Genomic DNA, 19,867 nt, shown 5'->3' with positions numbered 1-19,867 from the left:
GTACTCATCACATCTTAGGTTAGCCTTTTATCCCTTGACTGCAATTTAGTCCATAAACAAGAAAAAAACCGCTTTATCAGCGGGTTTCAAATAGAGCCTAGGAGTCGAACCCCTATCCAAAGATAACGGCACATAAGCTTCTACGAGTGTAGTTACAGTTTTGATGTTCCCTAGAAGCATTCTAACCACTTTTTGATGAGTCATTCTGATTAAGGAGACTGATCATAGGAATAACTCCTTAGTATAGTGATCCAATTATATAAGTTAATCCTGAATATACCGGTTCTTCACAGTGCTTCTTCAATACGCAGAAAGTACCTTTGGCGCTACAGATGATGGCTGGATCCTTTTAATTTTTAGAAGTTGCTAATTCCCTGCGGAATCAAGATACGCTTCAGCTTCTTCTATCGATTCGTACAAGTTTGCAATATCTTTAAACATACGATTCATTTGCGTTTTGTAGAACGCGGTAGGCGCAACATACACCCATTTATGTTTTGTAGAGATTCCAGCTTTCACAGCATCTTCACCAGTTGGAGCAAGAATTGCCATCACCTCTTGCTTAAATACCAGGCCACCAGTAATTACAGTCATACCTGTAAACCCTCGCTTAGTTTTCTTCAGTACTTTCGGAAATTGTTCTGCGTACGCAAAGGCATCCTCAACTTCCATACCGTCCGATGTTACAATAATTCTGTTTTTATTTTTAACATAATCAATAGTAAAACTCATAATAGTAATTCCTCCGAATGTTTTTGCTTTTGAGTGCTTAATGCCATAATCTAATCTTATATCAGTTCGAGCTCTTATAGATGTAGTTTCGGAAAATGTGCCACTAATTATTAACTTCAAAGTGAATGATCTAATTTTAGACGTAGACAACATGTCTACAAAAATGAATATATTAGTTCCCCATAATTCATTGTCTGCATTCGGTCTACAATTCAATCACTAAACAGCAAAAAACCGCTATCTCAGCGGTTTTTTGCTTATGGAGCCGAGGGAAGTCAAACCCCTGTCCGAAGATAACGGCACATAAGCTTCTACTAATGTAGTGTAGTTACAGTTTTGATGTCACAAAATTCATGACTCCCACCAGAAAATTGTTTACGGTGTAGTTGTAATTCTAAACTCAAAACTGTGCTATAGCGAAAAATCGGTAACACCCTTTTTATAGGAAAATTTAAGACTATATGTTTCTTCTTTTCCATAGGGCATTGTAGCAATTTTTATACGAGTATAATCAAGCCTGCTATCTCTTAACACTCTCTTTATCAAGGCTATACTCCGTTCTTCTTCCGTAATGATACAAAATATATTAAGAGCATATTTTTTCGGGTCGGAAATGCATTTACCCATATCAAAGCCATCAACACAACCTAAGTTAGTATCTACTAGAGATATGTCCAGGTATTCCATGACTTTATCTCTTAACCAGTTATCACGTTGGCTTCCTTTTTCACTTTTTAGAGGATACTGTACTACTAACCAAAATTTCTCACTCATTCATAATCACCAGCCAATGAAGAGATTTATTATAATAATTATAACAAAGAAACTTTGCAAAAGGGTACCGTTAACCATAGTATGGGAACCATCCTCATGCGGATGGTATTCGTGGTGGTAGAGAAATCTTTTGCAGTTTAAAAATATGCATACCAAACATTCCGAGACCTCATAGTAGACATGATAAACCACAAGTACACATGTGAAATTGGCTGAAATCATTAAAAAGCATTGCCTAACTTTAATTATGAGGATACAAAAAAGCGACCCCTAAAGGTCGCTTTTTCTAAAACTCCATATGGAGCCGAGGGGAGTCGAACCCCTGTCCGAAGATAACGGCACATAAGCTTCTACGAGTGTAGTCACAGTTTTGATGTCACCCGAGTATCGCCCCGTAACCGGCTATACGTTGGGTCAGCCTGATTGTCTTCTTCAGCTCACCGCAGGCGGAGATGAGACAGCGTATCCCACTATTTGTTAGCCCCTATCCCTGTCACATGGGCGATGCAGAGTAGAAGCACGCACACAGTTTCTTAGGCTGCGAAAGCGTAGTTGTTTTGTTGTTTGCCGTTTAATAGGCTTTAGCGTTGATGAAGCGGACGCGTCCCCACTACTCGCTACTCATGCTCGAACTACCCCCGTCGAATCCAAGAACGGCCCCTCATTAAAAAGGGCGCTTCGGATCAAGCGGATCTTCCAAGCAAGAGAGATCCAATCTACAGCTTCTTATTCAAGAAAACTGTAACGAAGCAATAACTAACTTACTTACTCAGTATAGCACATTTATCAACACTTTAACACGTGGGTTAAAGGAATTGAAGGTTGAAACTGGAACTCATTTGAATCGTCTAGTTCTCCCAGATTATCTGGCGATCTTTTGCTTATCACGCAGTACACGCTGGATATCACGTTGAGCATCTCGCTTGGCAGCCGAGTCACGTTTGTCATACTCTTTTTTACCTTTACCAAGACCAATCAGCAGCTTCGCATAGCCATTCCGCACATAAATCTTAAGTGGCACAATCGTAAACCCATCTCGCTTGGACAAGCCCAGCAGTTTATGAATTTGCTCCTTATGCATTAACAATTTACGTGTGCGTGTGGGATCGGTAGGATTGGCACGGTTACCTTGTTCAAAAGGACTGATATGCATGTTGTGAATCTGAATCTCGCCATTACGGATCGTAGCAAAAGCATCTCCAATATTAGCGCGGCCATTACGCAGCGACTTGATCTCTGTACCCGTCAGCACCAAGCCAGCTTCATAAGTATCCTCGATAAAATAATCATGGGAAGCTTTCTTGTTCTGGGCAAGTACTTTCCCGTCTGCTTTTTTACCCATGAGAATCACTCCTTGAATCATATTCATAAGTTAAAGTAACCATGTCTGTCTAATCTTAAACGACACAGCCATCGAACGTCTGATCTATATTGTAACAAATGGAATCAAGTGAGCGCAAGGAACCTTCAACCAAATATACTTCACCTAATTTGTCATAGAGTTGTCAGTAACATTACCCAATATCTAGCATTTGTTACAAAAAAGCATTAAGCTGAGTTGATCTGGAGTTTTTCCACTAATCTCCACATATCTATATCCATCTACCCTATTTACTTATTACCTATTTGTTCTCAATTATCCGCTTCCCTCTTCTTGGATATACATCTATTCGACGCCTATTCAAATAGTGCTGCTTTTACCTATACTGTGCAATCCTATACTGTACCTATCCTATCCTCTACCTATTCACTTGCTATCACCTACGTTTTTCTATATAAATGTATTTCGTGCAACTATTTAAGCCTTATCACCGCCAAAAAACTAATTAGTTGCACTTTCTGCAGCTAAAAAAGCGAAATCGGACCAATTATGGGTAACTGATCAGATTTAGATGTACAAAATGCAATTAGCTACCACTTTTACTACATAACCCAAATTTAACTGCACATAATGCAATTAACCATGTTGATGATTAGTTAGTTAAAAAGCACCGCCACAGGAGGGACGGTGCTTAGTATCGTTATAGAGTTATGCAGCGTATAACCGTCATTTATTTCTTTTTACGCTTACGTGGTGCTCCTTCTGGAACGCCGCCATTATTGTCACTTCGTTTAGAAGTGACTTGCTCAGATGTCTCTACATTGCCTGGTGTCACGGACTGGCCGATGAACACCCCGCCCTTGGTTTTCTTTTTGCGGCGGCCTTTGCCTGTAGGAGCGCCGTTACGGCCTTCTCCACCGCCAAAGTTACCCCCGCGATCCTCGCGGCTGCGGAACTTCGTGCTGCCGTCCACGCCCCGCGCTTCGCCGCCGGAGGAGTCGGACGCAGGAGCGCCGTATCCGCCTTTGCCGGAGCCAAAGCCGAAGCTGATGCCGCGTCCACCACCGGCACCGCCGGTGTCTCCGCCGCGGCCTCGCCCGCCGCTGCGCTCACGCGGCGCGCCTGCGTTGCCGCCGGCTTCGCCTCCGCGCTCTGCGCCCGGCGCAGCAACTACCCGGCTCGCATCCTCGCCGGCCTCGCGCCCGCGCTTCCGCTTACCGCGTCCGCCCGCTGCGCCAACACCGGCCGCTTCGCGCGGTACATCACCGGCGCGCACACCTGCGCCCGGCTTGCCCTTGCCCACGCCTGCAGCAGCGCCGCCCGGCTTGCCTTTACCGCCGCGTCCCTTGCCCGCGGCGCCTTTGCCCCCGGCCGGCTTAATGAAGCCGCCGCCCGAACGGCCGCCCTTGCCTCCGCGGCCGCCCGCAAAGCCACCACCGCGGTGCTCGCCTGGCGCGCGTGGCTTCATGTCGACCAACTCGAAATCGATCGTGTGGTCATCCATATTTACTTTGGCGACTCGGATCTTCACCTCGTCACCAATGCGGAACACACGCGATGTGCGCTCGCCAATGAGCGCCATATGACCTTCGTCGAAGTGATAATAATCGTCGCTCATTGCACTGAGACGAATAAGACCTTCGACGGTATTATCCAGCTCGATGAACATTCCGAAGCTGGTCACACTGCTGACCATAGCCTCGAATTCCTCGCCTACTTTATCCTGCATGTATTCTGCTTTCTTCAGTTGCTCCGTATCGCGTTCAGCTTCTACCGCCACACGCTCGCGTTCCGAAGACTGCTGAGCAATGTCAGGCATCCGGCTAGACAAATAATCATGCCGCTTCTGGGTCAGTGCCCCTCCATTCTCAATCACTTCACGCATTACGCGGTGAATGACCAGATCGGGGTACCGGCGAATTGGAGAAGTAAAGTGAGAATAATATTCCGCAGCCAGTCCGAAATGGCCCGTGCTCTCTGAATCATACTTTGCCTGCTTCATGGAACGCAGCATCATCGTACTGATGACCGTTTGCTCCTTTGTGCCTTGGATTTGCTCCAACAGATCCTGCAAAGCACGTGGATGAACCGAATTGCCACGGCCCTTCACGTGATATCCGAAGTTGGCCGCAAAAGCCATGAAATTCTGCAGCTTCTCTGGGTCTGGATCTTCGTGAATCCGGTAAAGGAACGGAACCTTCAACCAGTGGAAATGCTCAGCAACTGTTTCATTTGCCGCCAGCATAAACTCCTCGATAATCTGTTCCGCTACAGAACGTTCACGCTTCACGATATCTACAGCCTTGCCGTTCTCATCCACGATGATTTTGCTCTCTTCAAAATCAAAATCAACCGCACCCCGGCGCATCCGCGCATCGCGCAGCTTCATCGCCAATTCTTTCATGAGGTGGAAATCGTCAATCAGTGGACTATAACGTTCCAGCAGCTCTGGATCTTCGTCTTCGAGAATTTTACGAACATTGGAGTAAGTCATTCTCTCTTTGGTGCGAATCACGCTCGTAAAGACATCGTGCTTCACAACCTTCATTTGCTCGTTAAACTCCATTTCACAGGACATTGTTAACCGGTCTACCTGTGGATTCAAGCTGCAAATTCCGTTCGATAGACGGTGCGGCAGCATCGGAATAACCCGGTCTACTAAATACACACTACAACCGCGATCATAGGCTTCTTTATCCAGCTCAGAGCCTTCACGCACATAATAACCTACGTCTGCTATATGGACGCCCAGCTTGTAATGTCCATTCTCCAAGCGCTGTACGTTTACCGCATCATCCAAATCCTTAGCATCTTCGCCATCAATCGTAACAATGTTCAGTCCGCGCAGGTCGCGTCTTCCTTGCTCCGCAATCTCCTCTTCTGTAATTGAATCAGGAGCGCTATCGGCTTCATCCAGTACTTCAGCTGGAAATGCCTCAGGTAATTGATGTTTGCGGATAATGGAAAGAATATCAACACCCGGATCATCCTTATGTCCGAGAATCTCAATAATTTCACCTTCTGCCGCTGCTCGGCCTTCCGGATAACTCACAATACGCACAACGACCTTTTGACCATCAACAGCACCTTTAAAGGATTGCTTCGGAATAAAAATATCACGATTAATCCGCTTATCATCAGGCAGCACGAAACCATAGGTCTCCAGGTTCTGAAATATACCTACCGTCTGCAACACGCCACGTTTTACAATACGTACTACTTCGCCTTCCATACGTCCGCCGGACGGACTTTTAGAGGTAATACGAATCAGAACGATATCGCCATTCATAGCTCCCTTAAGATCATTTGCATGGATATATACGTCAGGATGATCACGATCATCCGGGATTAGAAAAGCAAAACCCTTCGCATGTGCTTGTAAACGTCCACGCAGCAAATCCATCCGTTCTGGCACGCCATAACGTGCAGTACGGGTTAATACAATTCTTCCATCCTGCTCTAATTCAATCAGCAGTTCCTCGAACTTTTTAAACCCCTCGCTATCCTCTAGAGCAAAATGACTCACCAGCTCTTCATAAGTCATTGGTTTATATGCAGTTTCCCGCATGAAATCGAGTAATATTTCTTGTGTTATCATGTTCGTCACCCCAGCCCTCCGCGGCTTCAAGCCGCTGGCAAATATGTATATCTTGTCCTGCCATGCAGTAATGCCAAGTAAATTTTACCTTTACTACTTCATACCCTAGTATACACGAAATCAATCCTGCGCATCCCTGTTACTGTCATCCAAAGGTTAACACAGTACAAAATTTCCTTTAAATGCTGAAATACATCCATGCCGACTGCAGGTTTACTTCCTATCGATCCAGCCTTTTTCTTTGCGAATATGAAAAGAAAAGCACCCTTAGGTGCTTTTTAACTCCTTTTAATATAACAAAAAAGCCTCCGCTCTATTCCATTTAGAACAGAGCGAGGGCTTACGGTAGATCTTTTAGTCGATTAGAACTGCAGCTAGAATCGCCATGATAAAGAAACCAGCAGCAAGTCCAACAGTTACACGTTGTAGTACGAGCTCCATACCACGAGCTTTTGTTTTACCAAAGAGATGCTCAGCACCGCCAGAGATGGCACCGGAAAGACCCGCGCTTTTCCCCTTTTGCAGAAGAACGACCGCAATAAGACCGACGGAAAAAATCAGGAGCACAACTTTCAAAAAGATATCCATTCACTTCCACCTCCTACGCCTAAGCATCACTATCTATGGTAATTTAGGTTATCACGATACATAAACAGTATTCTTATTTTATCATAGCGCTGTCGGTAATACAACAGCTTAGACTGTTAAGTCGTAGCTTTTCTTGCAAGATAAGGATAAACCTATTGAAGTCTATCTTCTTCAAATCATAAAAAAGACCCACCATAACGGCGGGTCTTAGAAGTCTGCTATAAAAGCAGATTATCTTTTGAGGTTGTAGAAGGATTTCAGGCCGTTGTATTGAGCCAATTCACCCAACTCATCTTCGATGCGAAGCAATTGGTTGTATTTAGCAACACGGTCTGTACGGGAAGGAGCACCTGTTTTGATTTGACCAGCATTAGTCGCAACAGCGATGTCAGCGATTGTGCTATCTTCGGATTCACCGGAACGGTGGGAGATAACTGCTGTGTAACCAGCACGTTTAGCCATTTCGATAGCATCAAAAGTTTCAGTCAATGTACCAATTTGGTTAACCTTAACCAAGATGGAGTTACCGATACCTTTTTCGATACCTGTTGCAAGACGCTCAGTGTTAGTTACGAACAAGTCGTCACCAACCAATTGGACTTTGTCGCCCAATTTTTCAGTAAGCAATTTCCAGCCATCCCAGTCGTCTTCGGACATACCGTCTTCGATTGTGATGATAGGATATTTTTCAACCCATGAAGCAAGAAGGTCAACATACTCAGCGGAAGTGTAAGATTTACCTTCGCCAGCAAGGGTGTATTTACCGTCTTTGTAGAACTCAGTGGAAGCAACGTCCATACCCAAGAATACGTCAACACCTGGTTTGTAACCAGCTTTTTCAATAGCTTCGATGATTGTAGTGATTGCTTCTTCATTCGAACCAAGGTTCGGTGCGAAACCACCTTCGTCACCAACAGCTGTGTTCAGGCCTTTGGATTGAAGTACGGATTTCAAGTTGTGGAAGATTTCAGCACCTGTGCGAAGAGCTTCTTTGAAGCTTGGAGCTCCTACAGGAAGAACCATGAACTCTTGAACGTCGATGTTGTTATCCGCATGCTCACCACCATTGATGATGTTCATCATTGGTACTGGAAGAGTTTTAGCGTTGAATCCGCCCAGGTATACGTACAAAGGAATATCCAAAGCTGCTGCAGCTGCACGAGCTACTGCCATGGATACAGCTAGGATTGCGTTAGCGCCCAATTTACCTTTGTTAGGAGTTCCGTCCAAAGTAATCATCAATTTGTCGATGCCCACTTGGTCAAGAGCGTCCATACCGATAACTTCTGGAGCGATGATTTCATTTACGTTCTCAACAGCTTTCAGAACGCCTTTACCCATGTAACGGGATTTGTCGCCATCACGAAGTTCTACAGCTTCGTGAGCACCAGTGGAAGCGCCGGAAGGAACGATAGCGCGGCCTTTAGCACCGGATTCCAGATAAACGTCAACCTCTACTGTAGGGTTACCACGGGAGTCAAGGACTTCGCGAGCATATACATCAGAAATAATAGTCATGTAAGTTAATCTCCTTTTAACATTGTTTTGGTCTTACTTGTATAGCTTAAAATCAAAGGCGTTATACCTTACCTTACTTACGGCTAGCAATCATGGATTGTCCGGTCATTTCCGCAGGTTGAGGAAGTCCCATCAAATCTAGGATTGTTGGTGCTACGTCTGCAAGAATACCGGATTCACGCAATACAACATTCTCAGTAGTCACGATGAACGGAACAGGATTGGTTGTATGAGCTGTGAACGGGCGACCGTTCTCGTCAAATACCATATCTGCATTACCATGGTCAGCGATAATAATTGCAACGCCACCTTTGGCAACAACCGCATCCACTACTTTACCCACACACTCATCCGTCACTTCTACAGCCTTGATTGTTGGTTCCAGCATGCCGGAGTGTCCAACCATATCAGGATTGGCAAAGTTAAGAATGATAGCATCCTGTCTTTCCGCTTCGATTTCCGCTACGCAGGCTGCAGCCACTTCGTATGCGCTCATCTCAGGTTGAAGATCATAGGTTGCCACTTTAGGAGAGTTGATTAAGATCCGGGTTTCCCCAGGAAGCTCCTCGTCACGTCCACCGCTGAAGAAGAAGGTTACATGCGGATATTTTTCAGTTTCCGCGATGCGCAGTTGCTTCTTGTTTTGTTGAACAAGCACTTCACCCAATGTGTTATCCAGGTTCTTCGGTGAGTAGGCTACATAACCTTGTACCGTTTCGCTGAAAGTAGTTAGGCATACGAAGTGCAGGTTTTGCGGGAACAAAGGACCACGGTCGAAACCGCGGAAATCTTGATTCGTGAACACTTGTGACAATTGAATAGCACGGTCAGGACGGAAGTTGAGGAACACGACGGAATCGCCGCTCTCTACTGCCGTTACAGGTTTGCCTTCACTGTCTACAATTACACTAGGTTCAACGAATTCATCAAATACCGAGTTTTCATAAGATGAAGTGATGGCTTGCACAGCATCCGTGTATTTAGGGCCTTCACCATAAACCATAGCACGGTAGGCTTTCTCTACACGTTCCCAACGTTTATCACGATCCATTGCGTAATAACGTCCGGACACCGTTGCAATTGTACCCACGCCAACCTCTTCGATTTTAGCTACTAGATCTTGGACAAACTTCTTCCCACTATCAGGAGCTACGTCACGGCCGTCCATAAAAGCATGGATATACACTTCATGCATATCTTCTTTTTTAGCCAGGTCAAGCATAGCAAACAGGTGGTTAATATGGCTATGTACCCCTCCGTCGGATACAAGCGCATATAGGTGAAGCTTTTTGCCAGTGTTCTTAGCATTTCTCACTGCACTAACCAGGGTTTCGTTATCGAAGAACTCGCCCTCGCGGATCGATTTATCGATACGAGTCAAATCCTGATAAACGATCCGGCCTGCACCAATATTCAAATGCCCTACTTCGGAATTGCCCATTTGCCCTTCCGGAAGGCCTACAGCTTCACCGCAAGCAGTGAGTGTAGTGTTAGGATATTGTTTCAGGTAACGGTCATAGTTAGGTTTGTTGGCTTGAGCAACGGCATTACCTTCTGTCGTTCCACGCAAACCAAAACCATCCATGATGATCAAAGCTACGGGTTTTGGAGCTGACATCTTACTTCGCCCCCTCAACCAATTGAACGAAGGAATCCGGTTGTAAGCTGGCACCGCCAACAAGCGCACCATCGATGTCGCTTTGGCCCATGTACTCAGTTACATTCTCAGGCTTCACGCTGCCGCCGTATTGAATACGAACAGCTTCAGCTGTTGCTGCATCATACAGATCTTTTACAAGACTGCGGATGTAAGCAATAACTTCGTTAGCATCTTGGGAAGTGGAAGATTTACCTGTGCCAATAGCCCAGATAGGTTCGTATGCAATAACAACTTTTGCTGCTTGCTCGGCACTAAGACCTTGGAATGCAGCTTCAGTTTGTACTTTACATACTGCTTTAGTTTGATCAGCTTCACGCTCTTCGAGCTTTTCGCCAACACATACGATAGGAGTAATTCCGTGACGGAATGCAGCATGCATTTTCTTATTCACGATTTCATCCGTTTCGCCAAAATAAGCACGACGCTCAGAGTGGCCAATGATAACATAGTCCACACCAAGATCACTTAGCATTACACCACTGATCTCGCCTGTGTAAGCACCGTTATCTTCAAAGTGTAGGTTTTGTGCACCAATCTTGATGTTAGTACCTTTTGCAGCTGCTACAAGTGCAGGCAGGTTAGTAAATGGAGCGCAGATTACAGTCTCAACGCCTTCTACTTCTGCTTTGCCTTTAATTTCAGCAATAAAGCTTTCTGCTTCAGGAACTGTTTTGAACATTTTCCAGTTACCTGCAATAATAGGTGTTCTCATGACTTATGTTGCCTCCTTCTTAGGTCTTACTTATCGTTCAGTGCTTCTACGCCAGGAAGCGCCTTGCCTTCCATGAACTCAAGGGATGCACCGCCACCAGTGGAGATATGATCCATTTGATCAGCCAGGTGGAATTTCTCTGCTGCTGCTGCGGAATCTCCGCCACCAATAACAGTGTAACCTTCAGTAGTTGCACAAGCTTTTGCTACTGCAAGTGTACCTTCAGCGAATTTATCGATTTCGAATACGCCCATAGGTCCATTCCAGACAACCAGCTTGGAGTTCTTGATAATATCGGCATAAAGTTCACGAGTCTTAGGTCCGATATCAAGTCCTTCCCAACCTTCTGGGATTTCATTGTAATCAACGATCTTAGTGTTAGCGTCAGCACCAAATTTATCAGCAACAACAACATCAACAGGAAGCATGAAGTTTTTACCAAGTGCTTTTGCTTTTTCGATGAATCCAAGAGCAACGTCAAGTTTGTCGTTGTCTACTAGTGATTTACCGATTTCAAAGCCTTGTGCTTTAGTGAATGTATAAGACAATCCACCGCCGATCAGGACGTTATCAGCCAAAGACAACAAGTTATCAATAACATCAATCTTGTCTTTAACTTTCGAACCCCCGATGATCGCAGTGAAAGGACGTTCTGGGTTAGAAAGAGCTTTACCAAGAACGGACAATTCTTTCTCCATCAAAAGACCGGATACAGCCGGCAGGAAATGAGCGATACCTTCTGTCGATGCATGTGCACGGTGAGCCGCGCCAAACGCATCATTAACAAACAAATCAGCCAGTTCAGCGAATTGTTTAGCCAGTTCAGGATCGTTTTTCTCTTCACCTGGGTAGAAGCGAACATTTTCAAGTACAAGTACGTCGCCTTCGCCTAGCTCAGCGATTTTTGCTTTTACAGCTTCGCCAATTGCTTCGTCAGCTTTAGCTACTGGTTTGCCAAGAAGCTCGGACAGACGTTCAGCAGCAGTAGTCAAACGCATGGAATCTACGAATTCGCCTTTAGGACGACCCATATGACTCGCAAGAATGATCTTTGCACCGTTCTCGATCAAATATTTAATGGTTGGAAGTGTTTCGCGAATACGAGTATCATCAGTAATTTTACCGTCTTCTACAGGTACGTTGAAATCCACGCGTACAAATACGCGCTTACCCTTTACTTCTACATCACGGACGCTTTTTTTGTTCATGATTAATTCCTCCACACCCAAAATTGTTTCTAGCAGGAAACAAGAAATACATTTAGAAAGAGCGGAAACAAGGAATTTCTGTTTCCGCTCTATAGATGTTGCTTATATCAAGTCAATTACTTAGCGATTTTAGCGAATTTCTCCAAAGTACGAACCAATTGTGCAGTGTAGGACATTTCATTGTCATACCAAGCAACAGTTTTAACCAGTTGTTTGTCGCCAACAGTCAATACTTTAGTTTGTGTAGCATCGAACAGGGATCCGAAAGTCATACCTTTGATGTCAGAAGATACGATTTCATCTTCAGTGTAACCATAAGTGTCTGGATCGGAAGCTGCTTTCATTGCTGCGTTGATTTCTTCAACAGTAACGCTCTTATCAAGAACAGTTACAAGCTCAGTCAGGGAACCAGTTGCAACTGGAACACGTTGAGCTGCACCATCCAATTTACCTTTAAGTTCTGGAATAACCAGACCGATTGCTTTAGCAGCACCAGTAGTGTTAGGAATGATGTTCTCAGCTGCTGCACGAGCGCGTCTGAAGTCACCTTTAGCATGTGGAGCATCCAAAGTGTTTTGGTCGCCAGTGTAAGCATGAATTGTAGTCATCAAGCCTTCAACGATACCGAACTTGTCGTTCAGTACTTTTGCCATTGGAGCTAGGCAGTTAGTTGTGCAAGATGCGCCGGAAATAACAGTCTCAGTACCATCAAGAATGTCATCGTTAACGTTGTAAACGACAGTTTTCATGTCGCCAGTAGCTGGAGCGGAGATAACTACTTTCTTAGCTCCACCTTTCAAGTGTTTTTCAGCTGCTTCTTTAGTTGTGAAGAAACCTGTGCACTCAAGTACGATATCAACGCCTAGGTCGCCCCATGGCAATTCTTCAGGGTTGCGGTTAGCAAGAACCTTAACTTCTTTACCATTGACTTTGAAGAAGCCATCATGCACTTCAACATCACCTTGGAATTTACCTTGAGTTGTATCATATTTAAGCAAATGAGCAAGCATCTTAGCGTCAGTCAAATCGTTGATTGCTACCACTTCGATACCTTCTACATTTTGAATACGGCGGAAAGCAAGGCGTCCAATACGTCCAAAACCGTTAATTCCAACTTTTACACTCATTGAATAGTTCCTCCTAGAATTCGTTTTATTTATTCAAAACAGACGGTGAGGTCTGTCATGACAACAATGTTAAGTATGATGCAAGAAGTATGTTATTGCCTGCAATCTAAAAACTACGAAGATAGCTGTAGTTGATTGTCAATTTCCTTGCCTATTTCTACTGCGGCAGCCTCGTCCGTGACGAGAATATTCTCCTGCCCGAAACGCAGCATGGCATGAATGGCTTTGGCCTTGGGTTTGCCTCCTGCAATACCGATGACTTTCTCTGTCCGAATAATATCTTCTAGACGTAGACCCATCGTAAGCATGGTATGGACAACCTGACCCTCTTCATTGAAATAATAGCCAAAAGATTCGGCCACTGCCCCTTCACCCTGGATTTCCGAGACTGTAGCCTCGTCCAGTTTGCGGCGGCGGGTCATTTCAATGGCATCCCCAATCCCATGTACAATAATACGCGAACTGCGGATGGTTTGTACAATCTCTCCAATATTAGAGTCAAGTGCCAGCGATTGGTATGCATCCCCACTAAGCAAATCAGGGACATGCAACAACCGGTAGTTGGCTCCAACCCGCTTTGCCATTGTTGAGGCAATCGTGTTGGCTTGAATCTCCATACTCTCTCCTAATCCTCCACGCGCCGGAACAAACCAAGCGTTCTTATAGGAAAGGGACAACGGCGGTGTCAGTTGATCAGCCATATCGGCAAGCGTCGATCCACCTGTGACGGCAACTGTATCATCTGCGCGAAGTATACTCAGCAGCGCTTTCGCACCCGCCCGGCCAAGCTCTCGTTTGGTGAACGGCGATGACTCACAATCACCCGGTACTACAATAACTTTATCCAGACCATACGTTGCTCGAATTTTCTCTTCCAGCTCATCCAGACCAAATAGGCTCTTAACAACCGGCTCTAGCAAATCAAGCAGTCTACGTCCAGCAGCGCTAATGCGCATGCCAACACTCTCGATCTCAATAAGCCCTTGCGATTTCAGAAGATCCGTCTCGGCACGCAGTACCCGCTCAGTCATATCTAGCGAAGCGGCTAGCGTTCTGCGCCCAATAATATCGGACAGCATGATCTGATGAAGAATCGTGTACCGTCTCTTAAGGGTTTCCATGAGATCAGGCAGAAGCTGCTTTTGGATATCTAATAAATTACGCATACTTTCACTCCTGCAACTTCGTCTTCCTCTATTCCCTTGTTCATGGTCTCAAAACGTCCCGGGTAAACTTTTTAAGTCCCACCCATATTCTAACCAAATATTGCTCGAAGCGCAAGTCTTCCGAGAGTAGAATTCTCAAGCACTTGTCTTCTTATACATTAATAAGGTCAGAAAAAGATATAGCACCCGATGCCTGCCCCTAGAGCGCTTGTCCAGTATTAATATTACATTGCAATTGTGTAAAAATTGTATTATAATCATTTTTGTTGCGCCCGTGGTCCAATGGATATGACGTAGGCCTCCGAAGCCTGAGATCCAAGTTCGATTCTTGGCGGGCGCGCCATTAATTTGATTTTTGCACATAATTTAGTAGTGCCTATACTACTACTTAACCAAAGAGCCGCTTGTCGGCTCTTTTTTTCGAATATAAGTTTGACTTTCTTTGACTTTTTGTTTGAATTTGTTTATCATGTGGGTAATACGGCAAGAGTAAAAATGAATACATTTGAAGAACCAATATCAAGGAGGTTTTCCACGTGAGTTATATTCCTATGGTAGTAGAACAGAGCAACCGCGGCGAGCGCGCTTATGACATCTATTCCCGCCTGCTGAAGGACCGCATCATTTTCCTTGGAACGGAGGTTAATGACGTGGTAGCCAATTCTATCATCGCACAAATGCTGTTCTTGGCTGCCGAAGATCCTGACAAGGACATTCACCTTTACGTGAATAGCCCAGGCGGTTCCATTACTGCAGGTATGGCTATTTTTGATACAATGCAGTACATTAAACCAGACGTTTCCACCATCTGTGTGGGTATGGCAGCTTCCATGGGAGCTTTCCTGCTAAACGCTGGCGCCAAAGGCAAACGCTTCGCACTGCCTAACAGCGAGATCATGATCCACCAGCCTCTGGGTGGTGCTCAAGGTCAAGCAACGGACATTGAAATCCGTGCCCGCCGCATCCTCAAATTGCGCGATAAGCTGAACCGTATTCTAGCAGAACGTACGGGTCAACCTCTAGAACGTATTGAGAAGGATACAGATCGCGACTACTTCATGACTGCTGCAGACGCGGCTGAATACGGTATCGTAGATAAAGTAATCGAGAAGACATTGCCTAGCGGTGTGTAAGCTATAAAGTAAAAATATAAAGAGGCTGTGCTCTAACCATAACGGATAGGGCACAGCCTCTTTATATTTTATAGAAGACCTAAATCCAATCAATTCAGCCCGCCATAACCTAGTGCATCCAGCTTCTCGGCAATTACGCGATAACCCCGGCCATTCGGATGCAAATGATCAATGGATAACAGCCCTCTCTCATTTCCTGCGAACTCACTGTAAATCGAAGCAAATCCACAGACTCGGCTGCTGTACTGTGCTGCGTATTGATTAAACTGTCTGACCCACTCTGTCGCACCAACCACCTGAGGATAGGGATTATATAATCCCACAATTCTAATGATAAAAGGTCTACGCGTCCTCGCCTTCAATTGTATAAGGATATTCATAATTGCAGAGAAATTTTGTTTGCATTCCTGAAGCGATCTGCGCAGTTCTGCGGATAAGTTCCCTTGCTGTCTTGCTGCTGATTTGGCCGCGTGAATCAAATCATTACCACCGATAGACACAGTGATGATATCGGCTTCTCGAACGGCCTCACGCATCATGGAATTTCCGCGCAGCCGCTGCTCCAGCTCTGAAGTAGTCATTCCGTTCACGCCTAAATTCGTAGAGGCTACAGTAGTCCGCAGTCTCCCTTCTGCCATTCTACGGTACACCGGAACAAAACCGTTACCTGGCAGAGCACCAAATCCAGTCGTCAAGGAATCGCCAATTGCAGTATATTGGTAGCCCATAGCTCTCCCCCGTTCATAAACTAGTTACTCCCTTTAGCATATGAACTAGAGACAACTCCGGTAAGGGGGAGATGCCTTGTGCTGACATTAGCGGAGACGAGGTATCTCCATTTATTTCATGCCAGCAAACGGGCTGCTGTCATCCGGCAAAAGCTCTTTGAAACTAAAGGTATACTCAGGGAAGCCTGCAGCATACGCTGTGTACTCATATAATTGGAAGAACAGAACAACCTTGTCATCCTTCAGATAGAAATATTTCTCCGTATTCAATCCGTTGAATCCTCCCAAATAACTATCCTCTGCCTTCAGCAGCTTGCTCAGCTTAGCATTCAGCTGTTTTTTGTAGTTTGGATTAGCTCCAAACAGGTCGCCCAACAATAGACGTTTACCATCTTTAAGCGAGAAGGTGAATGCCTCACGGTTAGTCATTCCATGAGCGCCGCCCGTATCACTATACTGATGCATCACTATGCTGATCACACCATTCTGATTGTAGGTCACTACATAACCTGAATCATAGGTGTATTTGGGCTCTGCTCCATCTCGATCGGAGATATCCTGTTCTGCACCCGCCGCGAATTTCATAACACTTTCCTTCAAAGTATTATTAATAGCTTGTTGCGCACTGGAATTGCCCAATCCACTGATCTTCGGATAATCAAGCTGAATAAAAGCTTCTGTCCGATCTTTAGCATAAGTTTCCGTGGTTACCGTCAGCGCGTTCTGCGGTCTGTTCACCACATTCAGCTTACTGGCGGCCCGACTCCAATCTACCTTATAACCCATATAATCATTTAACAATCCTGATGGAACGTAGAGGCGATTATTAATTAACTTCCCTTCATACTCTCGAATGAAATAGTTATTCACCCACACAGAAGTACCGTAACTGGATAACATCAACTTCGCCGTGGCCGATCCTTTTCCAATCATGTACGCATTTTCCTTCTTATCATACGCAAGCGGTAATCTCAACACATCTCGCATAAAAGTTATGGGAATCCAGGCCTGTCCTTCCTTCAAAATACCTTCCTGTAACGAATTTATCCCGTTTGCCTTTAAAACGATACGCGAATCAATAGCTTTATTCTCCGTTTTACTAGCTGCTGCATAACCCGTTTCGCTGGGCAGCAGACCTCCACCAAACAATAAACCTGCCGACATCAGACCTATGCCCCATTTGCGTACTGATTCTTTTGAAATAATATTCATCATCTTATTTTTCCTCTCCTTTCCAATTTATTAAACAGAATCGTAGAGAACTTACACAAAAAAAGAGGCGCCCCCCACTATTACTAGTGGAAGATCACCTCTCCTCTCTGCATTCACCTTGTTCTGATACTATTTCAATTCATACATTACGCTTAGCTGAGTTGTAACTTTAACTACTCCGGGTTGCACGGATGTGCTTGCACCAGCATCTGCTGCAGCCATATTCATTTTTAGATTCTGTTCAAAATAAACCGGAGTGACATCGCCATCATTTTGGCTGACCGTGATCACTTGACCCAAGCTGCGTTTAGCTGCCTTAGCAATAGCCCCTGCTTTAACATCTGCATTCGCCATCGCTTTTTCAATCACCTGAGCTTCAAATGCAGAAGTATCTTCCACAGAAAAACGTGCATTTCCGATATTATTCGCCCCTGCCGCAGATGCAGCGTCCAGCAATTCACCAACCTTGGTCAGATCTCTATAAGACACTAACAGCGTATGATTGGCGTTGTACCCCTTCACTTGCTGTCCTTCTTTTTCGCTGTAACTATAATTGGGTTGCACATAAAACTGCGTGCTTTGAATATCTTTATCTGCAATTTTCCAAGTATTCTTCAGTAAAGTCATAATCTTCTGAATTTTAGCGGCATTGGTCTTCTGCGCTTCTTGCGCAGTTGTGGCCGTAGTATCCACACCGATGGTCAAGTATACGATATCCGGCTTGAGGGACAATTCGCCTTTACCTACTACACTAACGACATTTTTCTGCACTTCATCTGCGTAAGCCTTTGCAGGACCTTGGAAAACACCACTCATGCTGATCCCTCCAATTAACAAGCTCCCTACGATCATCACTGAACCAATTTTCTTCAATAAACCTTTCATATTTGCCAGCCCCTTTCATTTCTTGTGATTTGTTATTATCCTCTAGACGAGTCATTTTGGTAAATGTTGCACGTCTCAATCTATTTTTTGGTATTAAAAAAAGCCCCGAAGGGCTTTTGGTCATGCGATAAATAAAGTCTTCCTAGCAGAAACGATGTTGTCTTCCTATTATTGGTTCTCAAGCTCTTCTTTGCTGACCAGACTTGTCAAAGCGTTTACAGCTTGATCGGCATCCGCACCGTCCGCGCTAATGTAAATCTCCGTGCCGGAACTGATAGCGAGGCTCATAATCCCCATAATACTTTTAGCATTTACTTTTTTATCATCTTTTTCCACGAAAATCTCCGACGAAAACTTGTTAGCTTCTTGCACAAACAATGCTGCCGGTCGGGCATGAAGCCCTGTCTTCAACCGAACAACTACCGGGTGCTTTGTCATGAAACGCTTACCCCCTAATTGAGTTCTCCCCAAAAGTTTCACATTAATTTTATATTATTATATCATTATAACGTAAACCACACTAGAAAAAAAGTAATTAGCCGCCTCGAACCTTGTCCGCCAGCTCATCAATCTTACGAAGCCGATGATTTACTCCCGACTTACTGACTGTACCTTTGAGCATTTCACCAACCTCCTTGAGGTTGATATCTGGATGCGCCATTCGAATTTCTGCTACTTCACGCAGTTTATCCGGCAAATTCTCCAGTCCCATTTCTCGCTGCAACAGCTTGATATTCTCAATCTGCCGCACCGCAGCACTTATTGTTTTGTTGAGATTTGCGGTCTCGCAGTTCACGATCCGATTCACGGAATTACGCATATCGCGCATAATTCTTACATCCTCAAATTTGAACAACGCCTGATGCGCTCCAATCAAACTTAAGAATTCAATGATCTTCTCGCCTTCTTTAATGTAAAGAATGAATCCTTTTTTACGTTCAATGCAGCGTGCATTTAAGTGGAATTCCCCAGCCAGATCCACTAATGCTTTACAATGTTCCTCATACATCGAGGAAATCTCCAAATGGTAGGAGGAGCCTTCCGGATTATTAACCGATCCGCCAGCCAGAAAGGCACCACGCAAATAAGCACGCTTGCAGCAGTTATTCCCAACAATCTCATCATCAATACCATCGGTAAAAATAAATCCTTCCGACACAATTCTAAGATCCTTTAGGATCTCTTGTACACGGTTTGGAATTCTGACGATATAGACGTTATTTTTCTTCAAACGCATTTTTTTACGCACGAGTAGCTCAATATGGACCTGGTAATATTTCTTAAGTAAAGAATATACCCGCCTTGCAATCGCGGCGTTCTCCGTCGAAATGTCGAGAATAACCTTTTTGCTTGAAAGCTGCACAGATCCATTCATACGGATAAGCGCTGACATTTCCGCCTTCTCGCAGCAGGGTTCACTCTCCACCATCGTCAGCTCTTTTTTGGTAAGGGCCGCAAAAGACAAGGGTCTCACCTCTTTCTTGATAAGTACTTCATTCTCATCT

The 19,867-nt window shown here is 44.8% G+C and carries 17 protein-coding genes, 1 tRNA gene and 1 other RNA gene; 2 read left to right on the top strand and 17 right to left on the bottom strand.

All coding sequences use genetic code 11. The features are described from left to right. Nucleotides 1-366: 366 nt before the first annotated feature. The 12 genes from NSQ66_RS00975 to NSQ66_RS00920 form a co-directional block, all read right to left on the bottom strand. Entirely contained in the window at nt 367-732 is a 366-nt protein-coding gene (locus NSQ66_RS00975) for a hypothetical protein (protein ID WP_036687158.1), read from the bottom strand. Nucleotides 733-1,143: 411 nt separating this feature from the next. Next, nucleotides 1,144-1,506, bottom strand: coding sequence for a hypothetical protein (locus NSQ66_RS00970; protein WP_036687156.1), 363 nt, complete (start codon nt 1,504-1,506; stop codon nt 1,144-1,146). Nucleotides 1,507-1,802: 296 nt separating this feature from the next. Continuing rightward, nucleotides 1,803-2,167: a transfer-messenger RNA gene (ssrA, locus tag NSQ66_RS00965) on the bottom strand. Nucleotides 2,168-2,368: 201 nt separating this feature from the next. After that, the gene (smpB, locus tag NSQ66_RS00960) at nt 2,369-2,848 is read right to left on the bottom strand and encodes an SsrA-binding protein SmpB (protein WP_036687155.1); all 480 of its coding nucleotides are present in this window, start codon (nt 2,846-2,848) and stop codon (nt 2,369-2,371) included. Between the two features lie 709 nt (nt 2,849-3,557). Next, nucleotides 3,558-6,425: a ribonuclease R gene (gene rnr / locus NSQ66_RS00955; protein ID WP_076141454.1), complete on the bottom strand. Its 2,868-nt coding sequence runs from the start codon at nt 6,423-6,425 to the stop codon at nt 3,558-3,560. 354 nt (nt 6,426-6,779) lie between these two features. Beyond that, the gene (gene secG / locus NSQ66_RS00950; protein WP_036687153.1) at nt 6,780-7,013 is read right to left on the bottom strand and encodes a preprotein translocase subunit SecG; all 234 of its coding nucleotides are present in this window, start codon (nt 7,011-7,013) and stop codon (nt 6,780-6,782) included. A gap of 231 nt (nt 7,014-7,244) precedes the next feature. After that, nucleotides 7,245-8,531, bottom strand: a complete 1,287-nt coding sequence (gene eno / locus NSQ66_RS00945) for a phosphopyruvate hydratase (RefSeq protein WP_036687130.1) — start codon at nt 8,529-8,531, stop codon at nt 7,245-7,247. 73 nt (nt 8,532-8,604) lie between these two features. Then, on the bottom strand, nt 8,605-10,149 hold the full coding sequence (gene gpmI / locus NSQ66_RS00940; RefSeq protein WP_036687125.1) for a 2,3-bisphosphoglycerate-independent phosphoglycerate mutase: 1,545 nt from the start codon (nt 10,147-10,149) through the stop codon (nt 8,605-8,607). A 1-nt stretch (nt 10,150) separates the two neighbouring features. Further along, the gene (tpiA, locus tag NSQ66_RS00935; RefSeq protein ID WP_036687124.1) at nt 10,151-10,903 is read right to left on the bottom strand and encodes a triose-phosphate isomerase; all 753 of its coding nucleotides are present in this window, start codon (nt 10,901-10,903) and stop codon (nt 10,151-10,153) included. Between the two features lie 26 nt (nt 10,904-10,929). Next, nucleotides 10,930-12,111 carry a phosphoglycerate kinase gene (locus tag NSQ66_RS00930; protein ID WP_036687122.1) on the bottom strand — a complete coding sequence of 394 codons (1,182 nt, stop codon included), beginning with the start codon at nt 12,109-12,111 and terminating at the stop codon, nt 10,930-10,932. 116 nt (nt 12,112-12,227) lie between these two features. After that, nucleotides 12,228-13,238 carry a type I glyceraldehyde-3-phosphate dehydrogenase gene (gap, locus tag NSQ66_RS00925; protein ID WP_036687120.1) on the bottom strand — a complete coding sequence of 337 codons (1,011 nt, stop codon included), beginning with the start codon at nt 13,236-13,238 and terminating at the stop codon, nt 12,228-12,230. 113 nt (nt 13,239-13,351) lie between these two features. Beyond that, nucleotides 13,352-14,404, bottom strand: a complete 1,053-nt coding sequence (locus NSQ66_RS00920; protein WP_036687118.1) for a sugar-binding domain-containing protein — start codon at nt 14,402-14,404, stop codon at nt 13,352-13,354. A gap of 268 nt (nt 14,405-14,672) precedes the next feature. Here NSQ66_RS00920 and NSQ66_RS00915 point away from each other — a divergent pair. Both NSQ66_RS00915 and clpP read left to right on the top strand, forming a co-directional pair. Then, nucleotides 14,673-14,747, top strand: a tRNA-Arg gene (locus NSQ66_RS00915). Nucleotides 14,748-14,940: 193 nt separating this feature from the next. Beyond that, entirely contained in the window at nt 14,941-15,537 is a 597-nt protein-coding gene (clpP, locus tag NSQ66_RS00910; RefSeq protein WP_036687113.1) for an ATP-dependent Clp endopeptidase proteolytic subunit ClpP, read from the top strand. An 89-nt stretch (nt 15,538-15,626) separates the two neighbouring features. Here the strand turns inward: clpP and NSQ66_RS00905 are convergent, their stop codons facing one another. From NSQ66_RS00905 to whiA, 5 genes are all read right to left on the bottom strand, one after another. Further along, nucleotides 15,627-16,265: a GDSL-type esterase/lipase family protein gene (locus tag NSQ66_RS00905; protein WP_036687110.1), complete on the bottom strand. Its 639-nt coding sequence runs from the start codon at nt 16,263-16,265 to the stop codon at nt 15,627-15,629. Between the two features lie 111 nt (nt 16,266-16,376). Beyond that, on the bottom strand, nt 16,377-17,480 hold the full coding sequence (locus NSQ66_RS00900) for a DUF4163 domain-containing protein (protein ID WP_051491492.1): 1,104 nt from the start codon (nt 17,478-17,480) through the stop codon (nt 16,377-16,379). 126 nt (nt 17,481-17,606) lie between these two features. Continuing rightward, nucleotides 17,607-18,362: an SIMPL domain-containing protein gene (locus NSQ66_RS00895; protein WP_036687108.1), complete on the bottom strand. Its 756-nt coding sequence runs from the start codon at nt 18,360-18,362 to the stop codon at nt 17,607-17,609. 168 nt (nt 18,363-18,530) lie between these two features. Then, nucleotides 18,531-18,800 (bottom strand): HPr family phosphocarrier protein, encoded by a 270-nt coding sequence (locus tag NSQ66_RS00890; protein WP_036687106.1) that lies wholly within the window; start codon nt 18,798-18,800, stop codon nt 18,531-18,533. A 97-nt stretch (nt 18,801-18,897) separates the two neighbouring features. Next, nucleotides 18,898-19,827, bottom strand: a complete 930-nt coding sequence (gene whiA, locus NSQ66_RS00885; protein ID WP_036687104.1) for a DNA-binding protein WhiA — start codon at nt 19,825-19,827, stop codon at nt 18,898-18,900. Nucleotides 19,828-19,867 lie beyond the last annotated feature (40 nt).

It is taken from the genome of Paenibacillus sp. FSL H3-0329, from assembly GCF_037963285.1.
Classification (GTDB): Bacteria; Bacillota; Bacilli; order Paenibacillales; family Paenibacillaceae; genus Paenibacillus_AQ; species Paenibacillus_AQ odorifer.
The sequence above is the reverse complement of the archived record's forward strand: the minus strand, read 5'-3'. Positions and strand labels throughout refer to the sequence as shown.